This window comes from Neobacillus sp. KR4-4 (genome assembly GCF_042136325.1).
Lineage (GTDB): Bacteria > Bacillota > Bacilli > Bacillales > Cytobacillaceae > Neobacillus.
Window position 1 is genome coordinate 55,714 of record NZ_JBHHJU010000007.1, and the last position, 18,771, is coordinate 74,484.

General features: G+C 40.5%; 15 protein-coding genes and 1 riboswitch. Of the genes, 14 read left to right on the forward strand and 1 reads right to left on the reverse strand.

Annotated features, from left to right (window positions below):
• Positions 1-14 precede the first annotated feature (14 nt).
• The 13 genes from ACE198_RS09330 (at position 15) to crcB (ACE198_RS09390) (ending at position 16,096) form a co-directional block, all read left to right on the forward strand.
• Positions 15-1,637, forward strand: coding sequence for a glycoside hydrolase family 13 protein (locus ACE198_RS09330; protein WP_375375338.1), 1,623 nt, complete (start codon positions 15-17; stop codon positions 1,635-1,637).
• The gene (locus tag ACE198_RS09335) at positions 1,615-2,559 is read left to right on the forward strand and encodes an MTP-1 family protein (protein ID WP_375375339.1); all 945 of its coding nucleotides are present in this window, start codon (positions 1,615-1,617) and stop codon (positions 2,557-2,559) included. Before ACE198_RS09330 ends, ACE198_RS09335 begins: the two co-directional genes overlap by 23 nt.
• Positions 2,560-2,586: 27 nt before the next feature.
• Positions 2,587-3,651 carry a BtaManbiosPhlase gene (locus ACE198_RS09340; protein ID WP_251461240.1) on the forward strand — a complete coding sequence of 355 codons (1,065 nt, stop codon included), beginning with the start codon at positions 2,587-2,589 and terminating at the stop codon, positions 3,649-3,651.
• A 125-nt stretch (positions 3,652-3,776) separates the two neighbouring features.
• Positions 3,777-6,302, forward strand: coding sequence for a beta-mannosidase (locus ACE198_RS09345; RefSeq protein ID WP_375375340.1), 2,526 nt, complete (start codon positions 3,777-3,779; stop codon positions 6,300-6,302).
• Between the two features lie 30 nt (positions 6,303-6,332).
• Positions 6,333-7,562 carry an MFS transporter gene (locus ACE198_RS09350; RefSeq protein ID WP_375375341.1) on the forward strand — a complete coding sequence of 410 codons (1,230 nt, stop codon included), beginning with the start codon at positions 6,333-6,335 and terminating at the stop codon, positions 7,560-7,562.
• A gap of 26 nt (positions 7,563-7,588) precedes the next feature.
• Positions 7,589-8,461 carry an ROK family protein gene (locus tag ACE198_RS09355; RefSeq protein ID WP_375375342.1) on the forward strand — a complete coding sequence of 291 codons (873 nt, stop codon included), beginning with the start codon at positions 7,589-7,591 and terminating at the stop codon, positions 8,459-8,461.
• Positions 8,462-8,480: 19 nt separating this feature from the next.
• Positions 8,481-9,428 (forward strand): mannose-6-phosphate isomerase, class I, encoded by a 948-nt coding sequence (gene manA, locus ACE198_RS09360; RefSeq protein ID WP_375375449.1) that lies wholly within the window; start codon positions 8,481-8,483, stop codon positions 9,426-9,428.
• 177 nt (positions 9,429-9,605) lie between these two features.
• A complete protein-coding gene (locus ACE198_RS09365) occupies positions 9,606-11,360 on the forward strand; it encodes a putative bifunctional diguanylate cyclase/phosphodiesterase (RefSeq protein ID WP_375375343.1) in 1,755 nt (584 codons plus the stop codon).
• An 82-nt stretch (positions 11,361-11,442) separates the two neighbouring features.
• A complete protein-coding gene (locus ACE198_RS09370; protein WP_375375344.1) occupies positions 11,443-12,246 on the forward strand; it encodes a prohibitin family protein in 804 nt (267 codons plus the stop codon).
• Between the two features lie 214 nt (positions 12,247-12,460).
• The gene (locus ACE198_RS09375) at positions 12,461-13,999 is read left to right on the forward strand and encodes a CehA/McbA family metallohydrolase domain-containing protein (protein WP_375375345.1); all 1,539 of its coding nucleotides are present in this window, start codon (positions 12,461-12,463) and stop codon (positions 13,997-13,999) included.
• A 103-nt stretch (positions 14,000-14,102) separates the two neighbouring features.
• A complete protein-coding gene (locus tag ACE198_RS09380) occupies positions 14,103-15,158 on the forward strand; it encodes a HupE/UreJ family protein (RefSeq protein WP_375375346.1) in 1,056 nt (351 codons plus the stop codon).
• Positions 15,159-15,212: 54 nt separating this feature from the next.
• Positions 15,213-15,272: riboswitch (Fluoride riboswitch) on the forward strand.
• 54 nt (positions 15,273-15,326) lie between these two features.
• Entirely contained in the window at positions 15,327-15,734 is a 408-nt protein-coding gene (gene crcB, locus ACE198_RS09385) for a fluoride efflux transporter CrcB (protein ID WP_375375347.1), read from the forward strand.
• On the forward strand, positions 15,731-16,096 hold the full coding sequence (gene crcB, locus ACE198_RS09390) for a fluoride efflux transporter CrcB (RefSeq protein WP_375375348.1): 366 nt from the start codon (positions 15,731-15,733) through the stop codon (positions 16,094-16,096). The genes crcB (ACE198_RS09385) and crcB (ACE198_RS09390) overlap by 4 nt, the downstream gene beginning before the upstream one ends.
• A 73-nt stretch (positions 16,097-16,169) precedes the next feature.
• Here crcB (ACE198_RS09390) and ACE198_RS09395 read toward each other — a convergent pair whose 3' ends face one another.
• Positions 16,170-17,039, reverse strand: coding sequence for a cation diffusion facilitator family transporter (locus ACE198_RS09395; protein WP_375375349.1), 870 nt, complete (start codon positions 17,037-17,039; stop codon positions 16,170-16,172).
• 503 nt (positions 17,040-17,542) lie between these two features.
• Between ACE198_RS09395 and ACE198_RS09400 the strand changes: the two genes are divergently transcribed.
• Positions 17,543-18,721, forward strand: coding sequence for a hypothetical protein (locus ACE198_RS09400; protein WP_375375350.1), 1,179 nt, complete (start codon positions 17,543-17,545; stop codon positions 18,719-18,721).
• Positions 18,722-18,771 lie beyond the last annotated feature (50 nt).

The following is an 18,771-nucleotide window of genomic DNA, read 5'->3' on the forward strand; positions in this document are numbered from 1 at the left end:
GGAGTTTTAGTACTATGGTGAAATGGTGGAAACAATCGACTTTTTATGAAATCTATATGCCCAGCTTTAAAGATGGAAATGGTGATGGAATCGGCGACTTTTCGGGGATTACCTCTAAACTCGACTATCTTAAAGAATTGGGGATTGACGGATTGTGGCTGACTCCGTTTTATCCATCACCAAAGGTCGATAATGGCTATGACATTTCCGACTATTATGGAATTGATCCGGATTATGGCACGATGGCGGATTTTGAAATGTTTATACAAGAAGCGCATCAACGTGGGATCAAGGTCATCGCCGATTTAGTGCTCAATCACACTTCTTCTAAACATCCATGGTTCCAGGAGTCAAAGTCCGCTAAGGATAATCCGAAGCGTGATTGGTATATCTGGAGAGATATGCCGAATAATTGGGAGTCGTTCTTTGGCGGACCGGCTTGGGAATACGATTCGAGGACGAATCAATATTACTACCATGCCTTTGCGAAGGAACAGGTGGATTTAAACTGGGCCAACCCTGAAGTGAAACAGGCGATGTTTGATGTGATGAAATTTTGGCTTGAAAAAGGAATCGATGGTTTCCGGCTTGATGTCATCAACTTCTTAAAGGTGAATGATTCGCTTCAGGACAATCCATATGATTGGGAGAAAAAGGAACAAATTCATTTGTACGATAAAGACCAAGAAGGAATTATAGCGACGATTGAGGAAATTGCCGAGTTTGTTCATCAATATCCGGATAAATTCCTTGTTGGTGAGGTAGGTTCCGAGGATTTGGAAGTTCTAAAAAAATATTCGGGTCTACACAAATTAGATGTGGTGTTTAATTTTAATATCGGGAGTATGGCTGAGTTTGATACAGATAGGCTCTTTGGGCAATTAGTGGAAACAGAGAAAACCTATGATTCTACGCAAATTCCAACATTATTCTTTTCTAGTCATGATATGTCCAGGCATATTTCAAGATTTGGCGGCGATAAAGATCGTGCCAAACTGGTTGCAACTCTGATGCTGACGGCAAAGGGTGTCCCCTTCATCTATTTTGGTGATGAAATCGGGATGAGCGATTGGATGACAGACGACCTATCGAAAATGAAAGATATTCAAGGAATCATGGGCTATACGCTCGCATTAGAAGCGGGGAAGTCACCTGAAGAAGCCCTAATGGTTGCGAATGAAAAATCGCGCGACAAGTCTCGTACCCCGATGCAATGGAATGAACAGGACAATGTCGGCTTTTCAGATGGGCTGCCGTGGATTACGGTTCCAGACGATGCCTATAAAGTTACGGTTGAAGAACAGGTAAATAATCCAGAATCGATGCTTTCTTTTTATAAAAAATTGCTGAAGCTGCGAAAGGACCACTCATCTCTGCAGTTCGGGGATTATGAAGTTTTGCGAAATGAAGAGGGAATGATCTATTTTGTCAGAATGGATTCAGTTGAAAAAATATTAGTCGTTTTGAATTTCACTGATCAACCAAGAACGCTTGAAGTGGAGGGAGCAGCCTCCATGAAGTTGTTACTTTCAACACATCGAACAAGGTTGGATCGTGAAAGTGCCGTAACAATTTTAGCGAAGGAAGCAATGATCCTAAAGGGGGAAATAGGAAATGACCTTGTTAAGGAAAGGTAATGCTCAAACATGTGAACAGCTGTTAGGGGAATATAAATCGAAAACACAACCAACCAATCCGGAAAAAATTGTATTCTCCGGCATTGGGGAAAATGATGTCTATAATATTAGCGCACCGTTTGAGGATGAGGGAGAGTTAGTCATTGCCGGACGAGTGGAATCACGTGACAGTGAACACTCCAATGTATACTTCTTTATCGAAAGAAATGGCGAGTGGGTACCAAGAGAAAATGCGCCAGTCCTGGAATTGCAAGATCCTTTCTTTACTCGAATCTCAGGAGAGCTAGTAGTGGGGGGCGTTCAAATTTTCCCTCATCCAACGAATGAAGGGCAACTTGGCTGGAGAACCGTTTTTTATAAAGGTCAATCGATTGCAAGCCTACAAGAATTTGCAAAAGGCCCTGACGGAATGAAAGACCTGCGTTTAGTCGAACTAAAGGATGGAAGTATTGGGGTATTAACCAGACCTCAGGGTGAAAAAGGCGGAAGAGGAAAAATTGGCTGGACTAGTATTTCTTCCTTAGAAGAATTGACTGTCGATGTGGTCAACGAAGCGCCGTTACTACAAGGGCAGTTCATTGATGAAGAATGGGGCGGGGCCAACGAGCCGCATCTTTTATCAAATGGTCTTGTTGGAGTATTAGGACATGTTGCCTCCTTTGATGAAGAAGGAAACCGCCACTATTACCCAATGGTATTTGCCCTTGATCCGGAAACAAGTGAGTTTTCAGATATGGAGTTAATCGCAACTAGAAGTCAGTTCCTCCCTGGTCCAACGAAGCGTCCAGACTTAGTAGATGTCGTCTTTAGTGGCGGACTCGTTCGAAAACCCGATGGAACGGCTGATATTTATGCAGGAATTAGTGATGCAGAAGCTCAAAAAATTACCATTGTCGATCCGTTTTTACAATACGAGCGGTAAATCTGATACAACAAAGGAGTCATTAAAATGAATGTATATAGATATGAAGAGAACCCTCTAGTTACTCCAGCAGATGTGAAACCGCATCGAGCTGATTTTGAAGTGATCGGTGCTTTTAATGCAGGTGTTACAACGTATAAGGATGAAATTATCATGCTTCTTCGTGTCGCTGAACGACCAATTAGTGGTGACCCGAATATCATTAAATCGCCCATTTATAATCCCAAAACAAACGAACTTGAGATTTTAGAATTCCGTTTAGACGATCCTGCGTATGACTTCTCTGATCCACGTGTGATTCGAAAAAGCGGGGATGTACATTCATGGGACTATTTAACATCTATCGCCTACTTGCGGATTGCAAGAAGCAAAGATGGCGGTCATCATTTCACCATTGATGAGAATCCTTTCGTTTACCCTTCGAATGAGTTAGAAACATTTGGGATAGAGGACCCAAGGATTACTAAGATTGAAGATACGTATTACATCTATTTTAGTGCGGTTTCGCCTGTTGGTGTGGGAGAATCGATGGTTTCCACAAAGGACTTCGTAACTACTGAACATCACGGGATGATTTTTGCACCAGAAAATAAAGATGTCTTAATTTTCCCTGAAAAAATTAATGGGAAATATTACGCACTCCACCGCCCTGTTCCGAAAAGTGTAGGGGAGCCAGAAATGTGGATTGCTGAATCAACTAATCTCCTGCATTGGGGGAATCACAAGCATTTACTAGGTTTACGTGAGGGCATGTGGGATAGCGCTCGTATGGGCGGAGGGGCTGTTCCGTTTAAGACAGAAAAAGGCTGGCTGGAGCTTTATCATGGTGCAACTGAGGATCACCGCTATTGTATGGGAGCCGTTCTCCTAGATTTAGAAAATCCCACAAAGGTCATTGCTCGCTCCAACCAACCGATTCTTGAGCCTGAAGCAGACTATGAAGTAGAAGGGTTCTTTGGGAATGTAGTCTTTTCATGCGGTGCGGTTGTTGAAGGCGATGTAGTTAAAATGTTTTACGGTGTTGCTGATACATCCATGGCATGTGCGGAATTAAGCTTAAAAGAAATCTTGGATTCATTGACTTATTTATAATTTGAAAAATTAAGTGCCAAAATCCTGAGACTGATTTTGGCCTTTTTATTATGTTTTACGCTACTAGAGGCTTCACTAATAAAACGGTAATACTGTAAGCATTTTTCAATGGCAGGTGACAAACGATGAAAATAAATGATAACTGGAAAATAAAACATTTTGATGTAGGGGCCGCACGTGATCTTGAGGTCGCTGCACCTGAATACATTGATTACTTCTGGATGACAGCATCCGTACCTGGCGATGTTCATTCAACTTTGATTGACCGAAAGTTAATTGAAGATCCTTTTTACGGACACAATGATTTGAAATGTCAATGGGTAGAGGAAAAGGTTTGGTGGTATCGCAATACGTTTGAGTTCAATGGTGATGTTAGTAAAGACCACCGCTATGAGCTGATTTTTGAAGGGTTGGATACATTTGCTACCGTTTATTTAAATGGTGTGGAACTGGGTTCAACGGAGAATATGTATATTAGTCACAGCTTTGAGGTCGCACGGGAGTTGAAGCAAGGGAAAAATGTTTTGGCGGTAAAATTTGATCCCATCCATGTTCATGTGAAAGACAAGGTTCAATATTATTGGTCTGGATTTAGCAAGAAAAGAATCTGGACAAGAAAGGCTCAAAGTCATTATGGCTGGGATTGGGGGCCGCGCTTAGTTGCTGCAGGGATATGGAAGGAAGTTCATTTAGAGAAGAGAACTTTCGCGAAAATCGACTCGGTATTTGCGAAAACGAAATCCATTTCTCATGACAAAGCCATTATCGAGGTTGAAGTGGATATAGCTTCATTTAGAAAAGATAAAGATTATGTGGTCGATGTTACTCTTTCCGATGGGGCAGAAAGTTACTCAGCGAAAGGAAAAGTAGACCGCAAACAAGCAACCGTTGTTTTGGAAGTGGAAAATCCAAGGCTATGGTGGACACATGACTTGGGCACGCCTTACCTTTATCAACTAAAGGTTGAATTGTTTGCGGATGGTGTGAAAGTGGATGATCACCAAGAAGACTTTGGGATTAGAACGATTGAGGTCATGCGTAAGGATGAGGATGGAAACCATCGTTTTACCTTTGTGTTAAATGGTGAAAAGATATTTGCTAAAGGGGCCAATTGGATTCCAATCGATAGTTTCATAGGAGCTGTCCCAGATTCTCGTTACAAGCACTTAATCAAGATGTCCAAAGATGCGAATATGAATATGCTTCGTGTTTGGGGTGGCGGTATCTATGAAAAAGAGGTGTTTTATGACGAGTGTAATCGGCTTGGGATTTTAGTCTGGCAGGATTTCATGTTTTCCTGTGCGCTCTATCCGGATTACAATAAGAACTTTATGGCCAACGTCAAAGAGGAAATCATACATGTGGTCAAACGACTCCGTAATCATCCTTGCTTGGCACTTTGGTGTGGAAACAATGAGAATGATTGGCTGTATGAAGCGTTGTATTCCTCGGGTGAAATTACTCATCCTTTTTATGGTGAAAAAATCTATCATGAATTAATGCCGGAATTACTGGAAGAACTCGACCCAACTCGTCTGTTTTGGCCAAGCTCGCCATTCGGCGGGAATGATCATAATTCAAGAGATCAGGGCGACACGCATAATTGGCAGGTTTGGCACGGAAATATTGAGCCGAGAACGTTTGGTGAACCGCAAACGGTGAATTACAGCGTCGAAGGGCTGTCATTTAAAAATTTTAAAAATGATACGACACTCTTTGCGAGTGAGTTTGGCATGCATGCTTCTTCTAATCGTTATACATTAGAACGAAATATCCCCAAGGATCAATTTTACTGGGGAAGCGAGGAAATGGCCTATCGAAATAAAGATATCCATCATCCAAAAGGAATCTTGCTGATGGAAGGCTATACAGGGGTTCCAAGGGATTTAGATGAGTACATTGCCTATTCGATGTTAACGCAAGCAGAAGGTTTGAAGTATGGCATCGAACATTACAGGCGCCATAAACCACATACAAGCGGTGCGTTATTTTGGCAGTTAAATGACTGCTGGCCGGGGACAAGCTGGTCAGTTATCGACTATTATTTATTGCCTAAGGCTTCCTATCATTATGCAAGAAAGTTCTTTAGTCCAGTTCTATTAACGCTTGCACATGAACCAGGTAAGGATATGGCTATTTGGGTGGTAAATGACCGGTTAGAAACCTATGAAGATGAAATTGAACTGGCCGTTTATCAATTTACTGGCGAAAAAGTATTTTCAAAGCAATGGACAGTTTCGATCCCAGCCAATGTTTCGCAGCAAGTAGATGTTGTTTTAGAGCAGGAGGCCCTTAGTGGTCTGCAGCCAGAAGAGGCCGTGATCGTCATTCGCTCCAAAAGGAATAAAACCGATGAAAACTTCTACTATTTCCGCGACCAAAAGGATTTGAGATTGGAAGAGTCTGAAGTAACTGTTTCGATTGACCGTGAGAAAAATGAGCTGACCCTATCCGCGAATCTGCTCGCGCGTATGGTCACCATTGAAATGGATATGGAGCAGCTTGTCATCGAGGATAATTTCTTTGATTTACTGCCAAATATGAGCAGAACGGTTAAGGTCGGACAGGCTGAGGGGAAAGACGTTCCATGGGAAACCTTGAGAGTGAAGGCCATTAATAGTGTAAAAACAGGAGTGAAAAAAGCCTTCTAGGCCGACTCTTCTGCAAAAGGAGATCAAAGAATGCTTCAAATTTTTAAGTCTTTTTCTACGGAATTAAAGTTTTATTTACTGATGAATGCTTTATTTTCCTTTGGCGGCGTTTTGTCCGGTGTGTTTCAAAGTGTTTTCTTATGGAAATTGGATAAAACCTATTCACTGCTAGCTTACTATAGTTTGTATTGGTCCATCGCGATCATCTTTTGTTTTGGCCTTTGCGGATGGCTGGCTAGGAAAACGAGCCCAATGATTACGATGCGTTTAGGATTTGTCTTTTATCTGATTACCTATTTAATTATGCTTCTTTTTCATGACACCTTAAGTGAACATATCATGTTGTTAGGATTTTCAAATGGATTAGCAATGAGTCTGTATTATGTCGGCATGCATTTGGCTGTATTAGATTTAACAACCAATGATAATCGGGATCAATTTTTATATGTACAAGGTATTTTATTTACCATTGGAGGTGTGATCGGCCCGGTTCTGTCAGGAATTATCATCTCGCAATTGGAGGGCATGCTGGGGTATTATGTCGTTTTTATTGGAACTTGTCTATTCTTTTTTCTATCCTTTTTAACCTCTCTAAAAGTGAAGGGAAAGCCAATTACAGCAAAAAGTTATTTCTGGGATGTTATCAAGAATCCGTCCAAGGAATGGAAAAGGATGTACAAGGTAATGTTTGCTGATGGGATTGTATCTGGCGTGTACGGTACCTTTTTGATTACGATGATTACCTTCAAAGTAGCGGGCGGAGAATTAAGTTTAGGAGTTTATAATATGGCAGCTGAGTTGATTGCCATTGTTACATTTTATTTGCTTGCTAAGTTCTCTAATCCGAAATATCGTCTCGCCATTTATGCGATCGGTTCGGTAAGTATATTTTTGAGTTCTATATTGTTATCCATCCTTCCGGTCCTCCTATCATTGATTATTTTTGGAATTGTCTCGCCATTAGCACAAAATATGATTACCACCTCGATGAGTGCCATGATTTATGAAGCGATTGAGAAGGACCCCGAGTACAAGGTCAAGCGTTTGGATTATATCATTATTCGAGAAATTCCACTCGGAGTTGGAAGAATCGTAGGAGTATTTTTGTTTTTAGCGATGAGAAAATACTTTGATTTTGACCTGCTTTTACCTGTCTCGTTTTGTCTTTTTCCGATTATCTATGTGATGATGATTCCAACCCTATATTTTATTTGGAGAAAATCAAAAAAAGGATCTATGGGCAGTTATAATGAAATGTAGAAATTTTTATTTGGAGGTATTTCTGTATGTTGGGTGCAATTGAAGCAGGCGGGACAAAGTTTGTGTGTGCTGTTGGCGATGAAAAGGGTCATATTGTAGACCGTATTCAAATTCCAACCACTGTACCCGCGGAAACGATGCCAAAGGTGGTTGAATTTTTCAATCAATATCCTATAAAGGCAATTGGTGTGGGTTCGTTCGGTCCCATTGATGTGAATCCGGAAAGTGCTGCGTACGGTCATATTACTTCTACGCCGAAGCCGGGGTGGAGGGATTATCCGTTTGTTCAATCATTAAAAGATGCATTTTCCGTGCCGATTGGGTTTAATACAGATGTTAATGCAGCGGCATTGGGAGAGGTTACCTTTGGTGCGGCAAAAGGTTTGGATAGCTGCTTGTATATTACAGTTGGTACTGGAATTGGGGCAGGTGCCATTGTTCAAGGGAAGCTTCTTCAAGGACTTTCGCACCCTGAAATGGGGCATATTCTTGTGAGACGGCATCCAAATGACGAATTCCGAGGGAAGTGCCCTTATCACCACGATTGCTTAGAAGGTCTAGCGGCTGGTCCTGCCATTGAGGAGCGCTGGGGAGCAAAAGGAGATCAGCTTGTTGATCGAATGGAAGTGTGGGACCTAGAAGGATACTATATTGCCCAAGCCCTGATGCAATATGTCTTGATTCTTTCGCCGAAAAAAATTATCCTTGGCGGGGGAGTGATGAAGCAAAAGCAAGTGTTTATTTCTGTCTATAAGTATTTGAAGGAATTTATTAATGAGTATGTGTCTTTGCCGGATCTTACTGAATATATTGTCGGTCCTGGTTTAGGTGACAATGCGGGAATTACCGGCTCGCTCATGCTTGCTCATCAAGCATTTCAAGAGGAAAATCAACGATAAACTTAGCCTGGAGGGATTTATTATGCAACCATTATTTTTAAAACCAGTTTTTAAAGAGAGAATTTGGGGCGGCACCGCCTTACAAACCGAATTTGGGTACGACATTCCAAATGATCAAACAGGGGAGTGCTGGGCGATTTCCGCACATCCTAATGGGCCATCTATTGTGGAAAACGGTCCATATGCGGGTATGGCATTGGACGATTTATACCGTAAACATCCCGAGCTTTTTGGAAACCCGAAGGATGAGGTTTTTCCACTTTTAACGAAAATATTAGATGCGAACATGGATTTATCCGTTCAGGTCCATCCTGAGGATTCTTATGCAAAGGTTCATGAAAATGGGGATCTTGGGAAAACCGAATGCTGGTATATCCTCGATTGTAAAGAAGGCGCCGATATGATTTTCGGCCATAATGCGAAAACAAAAGAAGAATTAATCGAGCAAATAAATGATGGGAAATGGAACGAGCTGCTGCGCAGGGTCAAAATCAAACCAGGCGACTTTTTCTATGTTCCAAGCGGAACGATCCATGCTTTATGTGAAGGAACGTTAGTTTTAGAAACGCAGCAAAGCTCTGACACAACGTACCGTGTGTATGATTACGACCGACGAGATGCTGAAGGAAATTTGCGCGAACTGCATTTAGAAAAAGCAATTGATGTGACAACAGTGCCTCATCAAAATGCTGGGGTGGCTCCTAAAGTACAGGAAGGTGAAAATGTAACGATTACAACGTTTGTGGAGTCAGACTTTTTCTCTGTCTACAAATGGGAGGTTAGCGGAAAAGCTGCTTTCGCATTTCATGATCAATATTTGCTGCTCAGCGTCATTAATGGAGAGGGAACCCTTCTTCATAATGGTCAGCCCTATGGATTAAAGAAGGGTTCTCATCTGATCATCCCTGTGGGATTTGGCGAATTTGAAGTAGACGGGCATTGTGAATTGATCGTATCGCATACTTGATATATCTACATTAGCTAATAATAAAGCGTAAAGATTCCGTGATAAGGGTCTTTACGCTTTTTGTTTTTTGTCAAAAAAACGCCATAATCCAGTGACATTTGAAGCATTCAAATTCCGATATTTCCTTTAAGATATACAATATACAGATTATTTCATAAACCGTAGAGAGGAGCCCCTATGAGAAATCAATCCCTAAAGTCCGATGTAAGTTTGTTTATTCAACCCTTCAAATCCGTGCTGCTCTATCTCCCAGTGCCTTTGAGCCATCCATTTTATGAATGGAGCAATTGGGATCATATTTTTAACGAAATTGATATTTGTTTATGGTCTATTGATGCCAAGACGATGGAGACCCTTCAAATATCCTCAGCCTGCCAGCGTATGTTGGGTTATTCCGAGGAAGAATTTAACCAGAATCCTTATTTGTGGATGGAGATCATCCATCCGCAAGATAAAACTGCCGTCCTATCGCAGCTGGCTTTATTGGAAAAGGGGCAGTCTATTAAACTTGAATATCGGATTCGCACCGTTAATGGGATGGAGAAGTGGGTTTTTGATTATATCGTTCCCATTTTTGAGGAGCCGGCAGTTGGTCCTGTGAGATTTGATCGTGTTGTGATGGATATTAATCAGCGGAAAAGAAACGAAGCAGAATTAACCTATTTAGCCTTTCATGATCCATTAACAGGGCTGCCAAATCGCAGAAAATTTGATGAACAGCTTTGTACCGCCATTATAGAGGCGAAGCGAAATCACCGGTTTGCAGGGATCTTATTCATTGATATTGATCGGTTCAAGGATATCAATGATTCACTGGGGCACAAAATGGGTGATCGATTGATTAAAATCATCGCGAATCGCTTAAAGAGTCATATACGTGCGGAAGATGTCATTTCACGCCAGGGTGGAGATGAATTTGTCATTCTATTAAAAAACCTGCCGAATGGCCATGTGGTTGATGAAATTGCCGCAAAAATAAGCCAAGTGGTTGCGGAGCCAATTAAGCTGAATGAACATGAGTACAGGATAAGTGTCAGTATCGGGACAAGTATTTATCCCGTCCATGGAAAAGATGGCGATGTGCTTATGATGAGAGCCGATCAGGCGATGTATCTGGCTAAGGAGAATAAGACGGGCATTCAGCAATATCAACTGGGCATGGCAACAAGTCTGTCACGAAAAATGCTCCTGGAACAACACCTTCATCAGGCGATTGAAAAAAATGAGTTGTATTTAGAATATCAGCCCATTTTTGATATATATACCAAGAAAGCCATCGGTTTGGAAGCACTCCTCCGTTGGGAACATCCTGTATTGGGAAGCATTTCACCAGGTGAATTTATCCAGATTGCTGAGGAATCCGATCTGATTATTAAACTGAGCAATTGGGTTTTGGCAGCGGTCTGCAGCCAGCGCCGGTTATGGATGGATAGGAATTTACCGCCTTTTTATATCTCCATTAATGTTCCTGCTCGGCAAATTAATCAGGAGGATTTCATTGAGACGATTAAAGATTCATTAGAAAGATATGACTTACCGCCTGAATTAATAAAAATTGAAATAACCGAAAGAACGGCGATGACCAATGTCGAGAGAACGTTGAAAACCATTCAAGAATTGCAAGAATATGGGGTTGATATCATTCTTGATGATTTTGGGATTGGTTATTCCTCCATAAGTTATCTTGTTCAATATCCTTTTAATACGATCAAGATTGATAAATCGTTTATCCAGGGTTTGGATCATAAAAACCAGAAGTCTGTTTGCCGGGCATTGGTGGCCATGGGCAAAAACCTGGGGATGAATGTGGTCGCTGAAGGTGTCGAGAACATGGAGCAATACCATTATCTATGCAGCATTGGCTGCCATAAAATGCAAGGCTACTATTTTAGCAGGCCCGCTTCTGTCGAGTTGGTGGAGAAGTTTTTCTAAGAGCGGGATCGTCTCTGTTTTCATCTCATCTGTATAAATCTGGAACTTTTTTCATAAAGTGATTTAAAGGGGTGTGATCAGAATGAACTATACGAAATCGATAATTAGCGGACTTGTTGCGCTGGTGATTATCGTGGTTGGCCTTTTTTCTGGTACTACCGTGGATTCTGGATACCGAGGGGTATTGTTACAATTAGGGGCCGTTAAACCGACAATTTTAACCGAAGGATTTCATTTTAAGATTCCATTCATTCAAACTGTACAGCCGATTGAGGTCCGGGTTCAAAAAGAAGAAAGTTCACAGACAGCGGCCTCTAAGGATTTGCAAATGGTCACCGCGATGGTGGCCGTCAACTATTCGGCTGACCCGGAAGCCGTGAATAAGCTTTATCAAGAAATCGGCTTGGATTATCGTACTCGGATCGTTGACCCTGCGATTGCGGAATCACTCAAGGCGATTACCGCTCAGTACACCGCTGAAGAGCTAATCTCGAAACGGCCGGAAGTATCGGCGAAGGTGAAGGATATGCTCGCTAGTAAATTAACAAAATACTATATGATTCTAGAAGATATTAATATCAAGGAATTCGCGTTTAGTGATGAATTTAATAAAGCGATTGAATCGAAACAAACCGCCGAACAAAATGCATTACGGGCAAAAAGAGATCTCGAGCGAGTGAAAATCGAGGCTGAGCAGAAAGTGGCTCAAGCGGGTGCAGAAGCGGAAGCATTGCGACTGAAAAAACAAGAAGTAACCGAGGCATTGATTCAATTAAAACAAATCGAAGTCCAAGAAAAGGCGTTAGAAAAATGGGATGGGCACCTGCCAAGTGTCACAGGCGGAGCTACGCCATTTATTGATGTGGAGGGACTTTCGAAAAAATAAGCGGCGACTTGGGGGATTGAAATAGAAAAAGGTTGAAAGCGGAGGCCCTCAATCTGTGGAGAGCATTAAGCTCTCTTTTTTTTGTGGTTAATTATTTTTTAATAATTCTAAACTTTACATTAGATTAACGCTGACTTTACTAAACCTACATATCCCCTTAACAATCCTAGTTTACTATTTTAATTGTGAATAATTCTTAGGGGGAATTGGAAGTATGAAATCACGATTCAAAAAGAAAGCCATACCTTTATTAGCAACAACAGTTCTTGCCACCACTGCATTGACAACGCAAACGGTCTTTCATGATGGAGGTAATCAAAACGCTAAAGCACAATCATTGTCCAAAGAAGAAGTGAAAAAGAATGGCGCATCATGGCTTGCGGGTGACCACCATGTACATAGTGAATGGAGTGTTGGCTGGGACAATTCTACCAACCCTCCTACTGCCATACGGGGCGGCGATGCCATTTATCCAATAGTGAAAAATGCAGAAAATGCTAAGAAATATGGACTTGATTGGGTAATGACAACAGATCATGGTGGTCCTAACCATTCCAAGGTCAACTTAGAGCAAGCGTACCCTGAATTATTAAAATCCCGTGAAGCTGTTCCTGATCTTCTTCAATTCTACGGAATGGAATTAGACACACCCGGAGCAGACCACAGCACGCTAATGATCCCAAAAGGTGAAAATGAATCCCAAGTTCTATATGACCTTGAAAGCAAGTTTAATTCTCGTGAGGCTTATCCAACTGACTCAAGCCGAAACACTGAATCCAAAATGATTGAAGCTCTTAACTATATGAAGCAAATGGACGAACTTCCAATTTCCATCGCACATCATCCATCTCGTTCAGCGACTGGTGTTGGTGTATGGGGACAAGATACTCCGCAAGAGTTCCGTAATTGGAATGATACTGCACCAAATATCTCTATTGGTATGGAGGGGGCACCTGGTCACCAAGCAGGTGCGATTAATCCAGATGGCTCTCCTGACCCTAAAGGATCTCGTGGTAGTTACTCAAACGCAAACGCGCCAACAATGGGTGGATTTGATCAAATGTCTGCTATCGTTGGTGGTTTATGGGATTCGATGTTAGGTGAAGGAAGACACTGGTGGATTACTGCCACATCAGACTCCCATGTGAACTGGCGTGATGGGGGAAGTGACTTCTGGCCTGGTGAATATTCTAAAACCTATGTAAAAGCAGAGAAAAATTATGAGGATGTAATGGAAAACCTTCGTAAAGGTAATGTATTTGTTACAACGGGTGACTTGATCTCAGAACTGGATGTGAAAGTACAAGCAGGCGGCAAATCACCATTGCATGCAGTGGCAAAAGGTAATACAGCGACAATCGGTGAAACACTTACACTTCCAAGTAAGAAAACGGATGTCACAGTCACCGTTCGGATCAAAGATCCCAACGCTGCAAACTCTCATGGTGATAAGCCAAATGTTCAACGTGTTGACTTAATCATGGGAGAAGTGAATGGAAAAGTGGCAGACCGCTCAGCAGCTTCTAACCCGACAACAAAAGTCGTAAAGCGTTTCACAGAAAGTGACTGGAAAAAAGACGGTGAATACATCACCATTACTCATACGTTAAAAGATGTGGACAAAGATAGCTATATTCGTTTACGTGGTACTAACACTGACCAGTTGGAACCAGTCGCCGATCCTAAAGGGGAAAATCCTTGGAATGATCTTTGGTTCTATTCCAACCCAATTTTCGTCAAAGCTAGTAAATAATTTGTGAAATGAATTGAATTGAGACGAGGGGTCTACATGCTCCTCGTCTTTCCATTATCTTGGTCGAGACATGGAAATTAACAAAGGAATGGAAGTGGATATAATGAAAAAGATACTGCTCCCTTTATTGCTCATTTTTCTAGCATTAGGTTCTTTACCCCCTTATTCAGCTTATGCACATACAAATAACAGTGAAGGTTTTTCCACCATTCAGGTCAAGGATAAAACGCTGGGATATGAATTGAAACTTGATTTGGAAGAGCTGGGACATGCCCTTAATACAGCAACAGAAGAAAAGGCAATTATTAACCAAAAGGTCCTGCAAAATTATATAAATTCGCATATAAAAATTTATGCGGACAGCGGACTAGTTGCGGGCAGCGTGTTAAAAACAGAGATAGAAATAATTAAGGAGCGTCCGTTTGCGGTAATTAATTTGGCTTATCAAGTCGGGCATAAGCCTGAAAAACTAGTGGTTGAATATAATATGTTTATGGATGATTCCGACCCAAGTCATGCAAACTATGCAACTATTAAAATGGACGGGAAACAACAAGAAAAGATTCTTTCATTTGAATCAAGAGAAGTAGAAATTGGTGAAATCAGCTTCTTGCAAAATGTGAAACAATTTGTAGTTCTTGGTTTAAAACATATTTTCACAGGTTATGACCATATCCTATTTGTGATTAGCTTGCTTTTTGGGGCAAAAACGATTCGTCATATTCTGTCTTTAGTTACAGCTTTTACCATTGCACATAGTATCACTTTGGCTTTGGCAACTTTTGAGATTGTTCATCTTCCTAGCAGATTTGTGGAATCGGCTATCGCTCTGAGTATTATTTATGTGGCACTTATCAATATTTTTAATCAGGATTCAAAACACCAGCCATGGCTTGCCTTTGGCTTTGGATTAATTCATGGATTTGGTTTTGCAGGAATCCTCTCAGAAATGAAATTAGATACGAATCACATGGCTGCGTCCCTCGTATCTTTTAATATGGGTATTGAAATCGGGCAATTGTTGATTGTTTCCATAACGTTTCCATTAGTTTTGTGGATTAGGAAATTAAAATTAAAACCGATAGGCTGGGTGATCCCAGGAACCTCTGCTGCAATCTTAGCCTTTGGCTTGGTATGGTTTATTCAAAGGGCTTTTTAATATGCTAATAAAAACTAGCACCTGTAGTTCTTTTTTGCTAATATACTCTTATAAAATTGAAAAGGCGATGGAGTTCGCCATAAACGCTCTAGAGCTAATGACTCCTACCAGAAAAACTCTGGTAGGAGTCTATTTATTATAAGAAACTGTATATTTGAGGTGAGAAGATTGAGTTTTTTGTTAGTAGGGCTGGCTGGAATTATTGGGGCTTTATTACGTTATATGTTGGGCGTTTACTTTGGTCAGTGGTGGTTTCACGACTTTCCATTAGCTACCTTTGTTACAAATATGTTGGGATGTTTTATATTGGGATGGCTCACTAATTTCCTGCCCAGATTTAAATCATTGCCCCCACATGTTATAACTGCAATAGGCACTGGACTTATTGGCTCTTTTACTACATTTTCAACTTTTAGTGTTGAAACGGTTCAATTAATTAGTGCAACTAAGTGGGGAACAGCAATCCTTTATGTGCTTCTTAGTCTTTGGGGCGGTCTCTTATTGACTTGGATGGGCTATCGATTGGGATTAAGTGCAGAAAAAGAAACAGAAGTAGGTAGAGGTGAAAAACATTGATAACAAATATAGCTTTGGTGGCAGTCGGAGGTTTTTTTGGAGCGATGTCCCGTTTCGGTCTGAGTATCTTGATAAAGGGAAAGTATCCCTCTACATTTCCTCTTGCCACTTTAATCATAAATTTGTTTGGTTCGTTATTATTGGGTTTAATCTTTGGAGCAAATTTAGAGAATACGTGGAGATTACTCTTGGGAACGGGTTTCATGGGAGCTTTTACGACATTTTCTACATTTAAATTGGAAAACATACAGCTGCTTACCAAAAGAAACTGGAGGATGATTATTTTATATTTAGGAATGAGCTATACGTTTGGGATCTTACTAGCGTTTATTGGGATGAAGCTGGGCAGTTTATTTTTATAAAACATCATATGAATTCTTTGACCTAAAAAGAAAGAGCCCTCTCAGGTTATGAAGGCTCACTTCCTCTTTTTATCTAATTAGGTTCAACATGAACATGTACATCATAGACTTGATGGTTTTTTATTAATACATTTTCCACCTTGGTTGCAATATCATGGGCTCCGCGAATATCTAAATCGGAATTGACGAGAATCACAATATCCACTACCACGTTATTGCCGTAACTCCGGGCTTTAATGTCTTTAACCCCTTTAACTCCATGACAATCAATAATCGTTTCTTTATAGGTCTCTATTTGTTTTTCATCAAATCCATCGGTTAAATGATGGGAAGCATCCCTAAAAATCTCCCATCCGGTCTTACAGATGAGGAATCCAACAATTATCGCCGTAATCGGGTCGAGCCACGGAAGATTGAACTGGGCACCGACGATTCCTATAAATGTACCAACACTGACCCATGCATCTGATAGGTTATCCTTTGCAGCTGCCATAACTGATTGGCTATTGATCTCGTTAGCTAATTTTTTATTATAGCGATAAACCAAATACATAACCAGAGCACAAAAGAGACCTGTCCAAGCAGAAACTAAATCTGGAGTTTCGTTTCTTCCATAAAATATACTAGAAATCGCTTCGAATGTTACTTGGATTCCCACAGCGATCATAATAAATGAGGCGACCATGGAGGCAACGGTTTCTGCTTTCCAGTGCCCATAAGGATGGTCGTCATCAGGGGGCCGCTGCGATAATTTAAGACCAATCAGCACGGCTACGGATGCAATAATATCTGTGACATTATTTAATCCGTCTGCCTTCAAGGCTTCAGAGTGAGCTATAAAACCGACTGATAATTTTAATGAGGATAAGATTATATAAGCGACGATGCTGATGATCGCTCCGCGTTCTCCTCTTCTCAAATCCAAGTATCCCTGTTCGTTCATGATTCTATCCCCCGCCATTTCTCTTATTTTATTATGGAATACAAAGAGCTAGTGGGTCTAGAGAAACCTTTTGTCCTCCTTCAAACTAAGTAATGGCAGTGAAAAAAAGTTTCACTGAGGAAACTAGCAATTGGGAGATGAACGATGTACAAGATGCATTAAAGGTTCTTACAAATAATGAAGTAAGACCTTCTTAATTATTATTTTAGAATAATAATTACACGTGGTTAAAAAAAGTCCGTTAAGGGCTTTTTTGTTTGTACAGCCCTCATAAATGTGATTGGTCCATCCATGGACTTCCTATAATTGCATAAGAATTTTTTGGAAGATAATATGGAACCATTGGTGGAAAGGTGATCGTGTTAGTATTTTTGAAGGTAGAGAATATTTTATAATAGATAATAATTTTCATTGACAGTGATAATCATTCTCTATTATAATTGAAATTGTAAATGATAATCATTATCAAATAGAAAATTAAAACAAAACCGGGGGAAAACAACATGTCGATTAAATTTAAAATGCTAGCAGCCTTGGCAGCCCTTTCATTAATGCTAGGGGCTTGCGGAAAAGCAGAAGAAACGGAAAGCAAACCAAAAGTGGAGAACAAAGAAAAAGCTTCTGAGAAGAAAGAAGCTGTGGAAAAAGAAGATGCAGCGTATGCTGATGTTTTTACAGAAGCATTAACAGAGCTTGAAAAAGCTAAAGAAGGTAAAGATGTTGATTTTGATAAAGTTACAACGTTATATAATGAAAATCTAAAAGAGTTGGTTAAAAAGAGAGACGCAGAATTTGAAGATACAATTGATGATAAAATCACAACAGCACTTACTGCTGGTAAAGATGGAACGATGGATAAAGTAGTAGTTAAACAAATTTTTGATAAATTAATGCAAAAAGTATTTTATACATCAGTTAAACACGATTTTACAGAAGTAGCAGAACTATGGGGTAAAACGGACGAAGTTAATGGTGAACTTGAAGAAGCAAAAGAGCACTATGCAATCCTAAAGACAACTGTTGAAAAGCGTGATGCAGCGTATGGAACAAATCTTGTCAGTGTTATTGATGGCGGATTTAACGAAATGGATGAAGCTGTAAAAAATAATGATCTACTTAGCTTTAACTTAGGAAAACAAGTCGTTGATAAAACGTTAATGAAGACTTTCTATCTTGCTACTGGCGCCCTTCCAAACGGATATGCGACTAAAGCGGCAGCAGAAGCGAAAAACGACGCAGCCCTAGCTAAAGTGGAGCAGGCAGAAGGCTGGGCGTTCTTCCAATCATTATCCAGCTATCTAAACAGTCATGCCGCGGAGGAACATGCTTTTATTGAAAAATCTTTTACACTTGAATCTGATGTAAAGGCAATTGATCCAGATGCTGTAAATAAAGCCTTTGTTCGTGGGTTTGCTAAAATTGCCATTGATGAATATGGGGAAAGTAAAGAACTAATTGGCAAAGATGATAAAGCCGTTGTTACTGGTTTAGAAGGTGCATTATTTATTGACATTATCGGTGAGGATATCAAAACCCTTCTAGGTGAAGATGCTTACAAAACCTTAACTGAAAAAGCGCAAAAATATGTTGAAACTGCAAAAGCGAAAGATAAAGCAGCTGGGGAAGCGCAATTGAAAGAACTTATTTCCACTCTGAATACAATCGTAGAAAAAGCGAAATAATGCAGAGGAAAAACCTTGTTCTAGTTGTGCAAGGTTTTTCCTTTTTTCTT

What these genes read in the sequence shown, in the direction of transcription:
- ACE198_RS09370 (WP_375375344.1), top strand. Translation starts at nt 11,443, where the DNA reads ATGAACTATACGAAATCGATAATTAGCGGACTTGTTGCGCTGGTGATT.
- ACE198_RS09330 (WP_375375338.1), top strand. Translation starts at nt 15, where the DNA reads ATGGTGAAATGGTGGAAACAATCGACTTTTTATGAAATCTATATGCCC.
- ACE198_RS09340 (WP_251461240.1), top strand. Translation starts at nt 2,587, where the DNA reads ATGAATGTATATAGATATGAAGAGAACCCTCTAGTTACTCCAGCAGAT.
- ACE198_RS09380 (WP_375375346.1), top strand. Translation starts at nt 14,103, where the DNA reads ATGAAAAAGATACTGCTCCCTTTATTGCTCATTTTTCTAGCATTAGGT.
- ACE198_RS09355 (WP_375375342.1), top strand. Translation starts at nt 7,589, where the DNA reads ATGTTGGGTGCAATTGAAGCAGGCGGGACAAAGTTTGTGTGTGCTGTT.
- ACE198_RS09335 (WP_375375339.1), top strand. Translation starts at nt 1,615, where the DNA reads ATGACCTTGTTAAGGAAAGGTAATGCTCAAACATGTGAACAGCTGTTA.
- ACE198_RS09400 (WP_375375350.1), top strand. Translation starts at nt 17,543, where the DNA reads ATGTCGATTAAATTTAAAATGCTAGCAGCCTTGGCAGCCCTTTCATTA.
- ACE198_RS09395 (WP_375375349.1), bottom strand. Translation starts at nt 17,039, where the DNA reads ATGAACGAACAGGGATACTTGGATTTGAGAAGAGGAGAACGCGGAGCG.
- ACE198_RS09365 (WP_375375343.1), top strand. Translation starts at nt 9,606, where the DNA reads ATGAGAAATCAATCCCTAAAGTCCGATGTAAGTTTGTTTATTCAACCC.
- ACE198_RS09350 (WP_375375341.1), top strand. Translation starts at nt 6,333, where the DNA reads ATGCTTCAAATTTTTAAGTCTTTTTCTACGGAATTAAAGTTTTATTTA.
- ACE198_RS09375 (WP_375375345.1), top strand. Translation starts at nt 12,461, where the DNA reads ATGAAATCACGATTCAAAAAGAAAGCCATACCTTTATTAGCAACAACA.
- ACE198_RS09345 (WP_375375340.1), top strand. Translation starts at nt 3,777, where the DNA reads ATGAAAATAAATGATAACTGGAAAATAAAACATTTTGATGTAGGGGCC.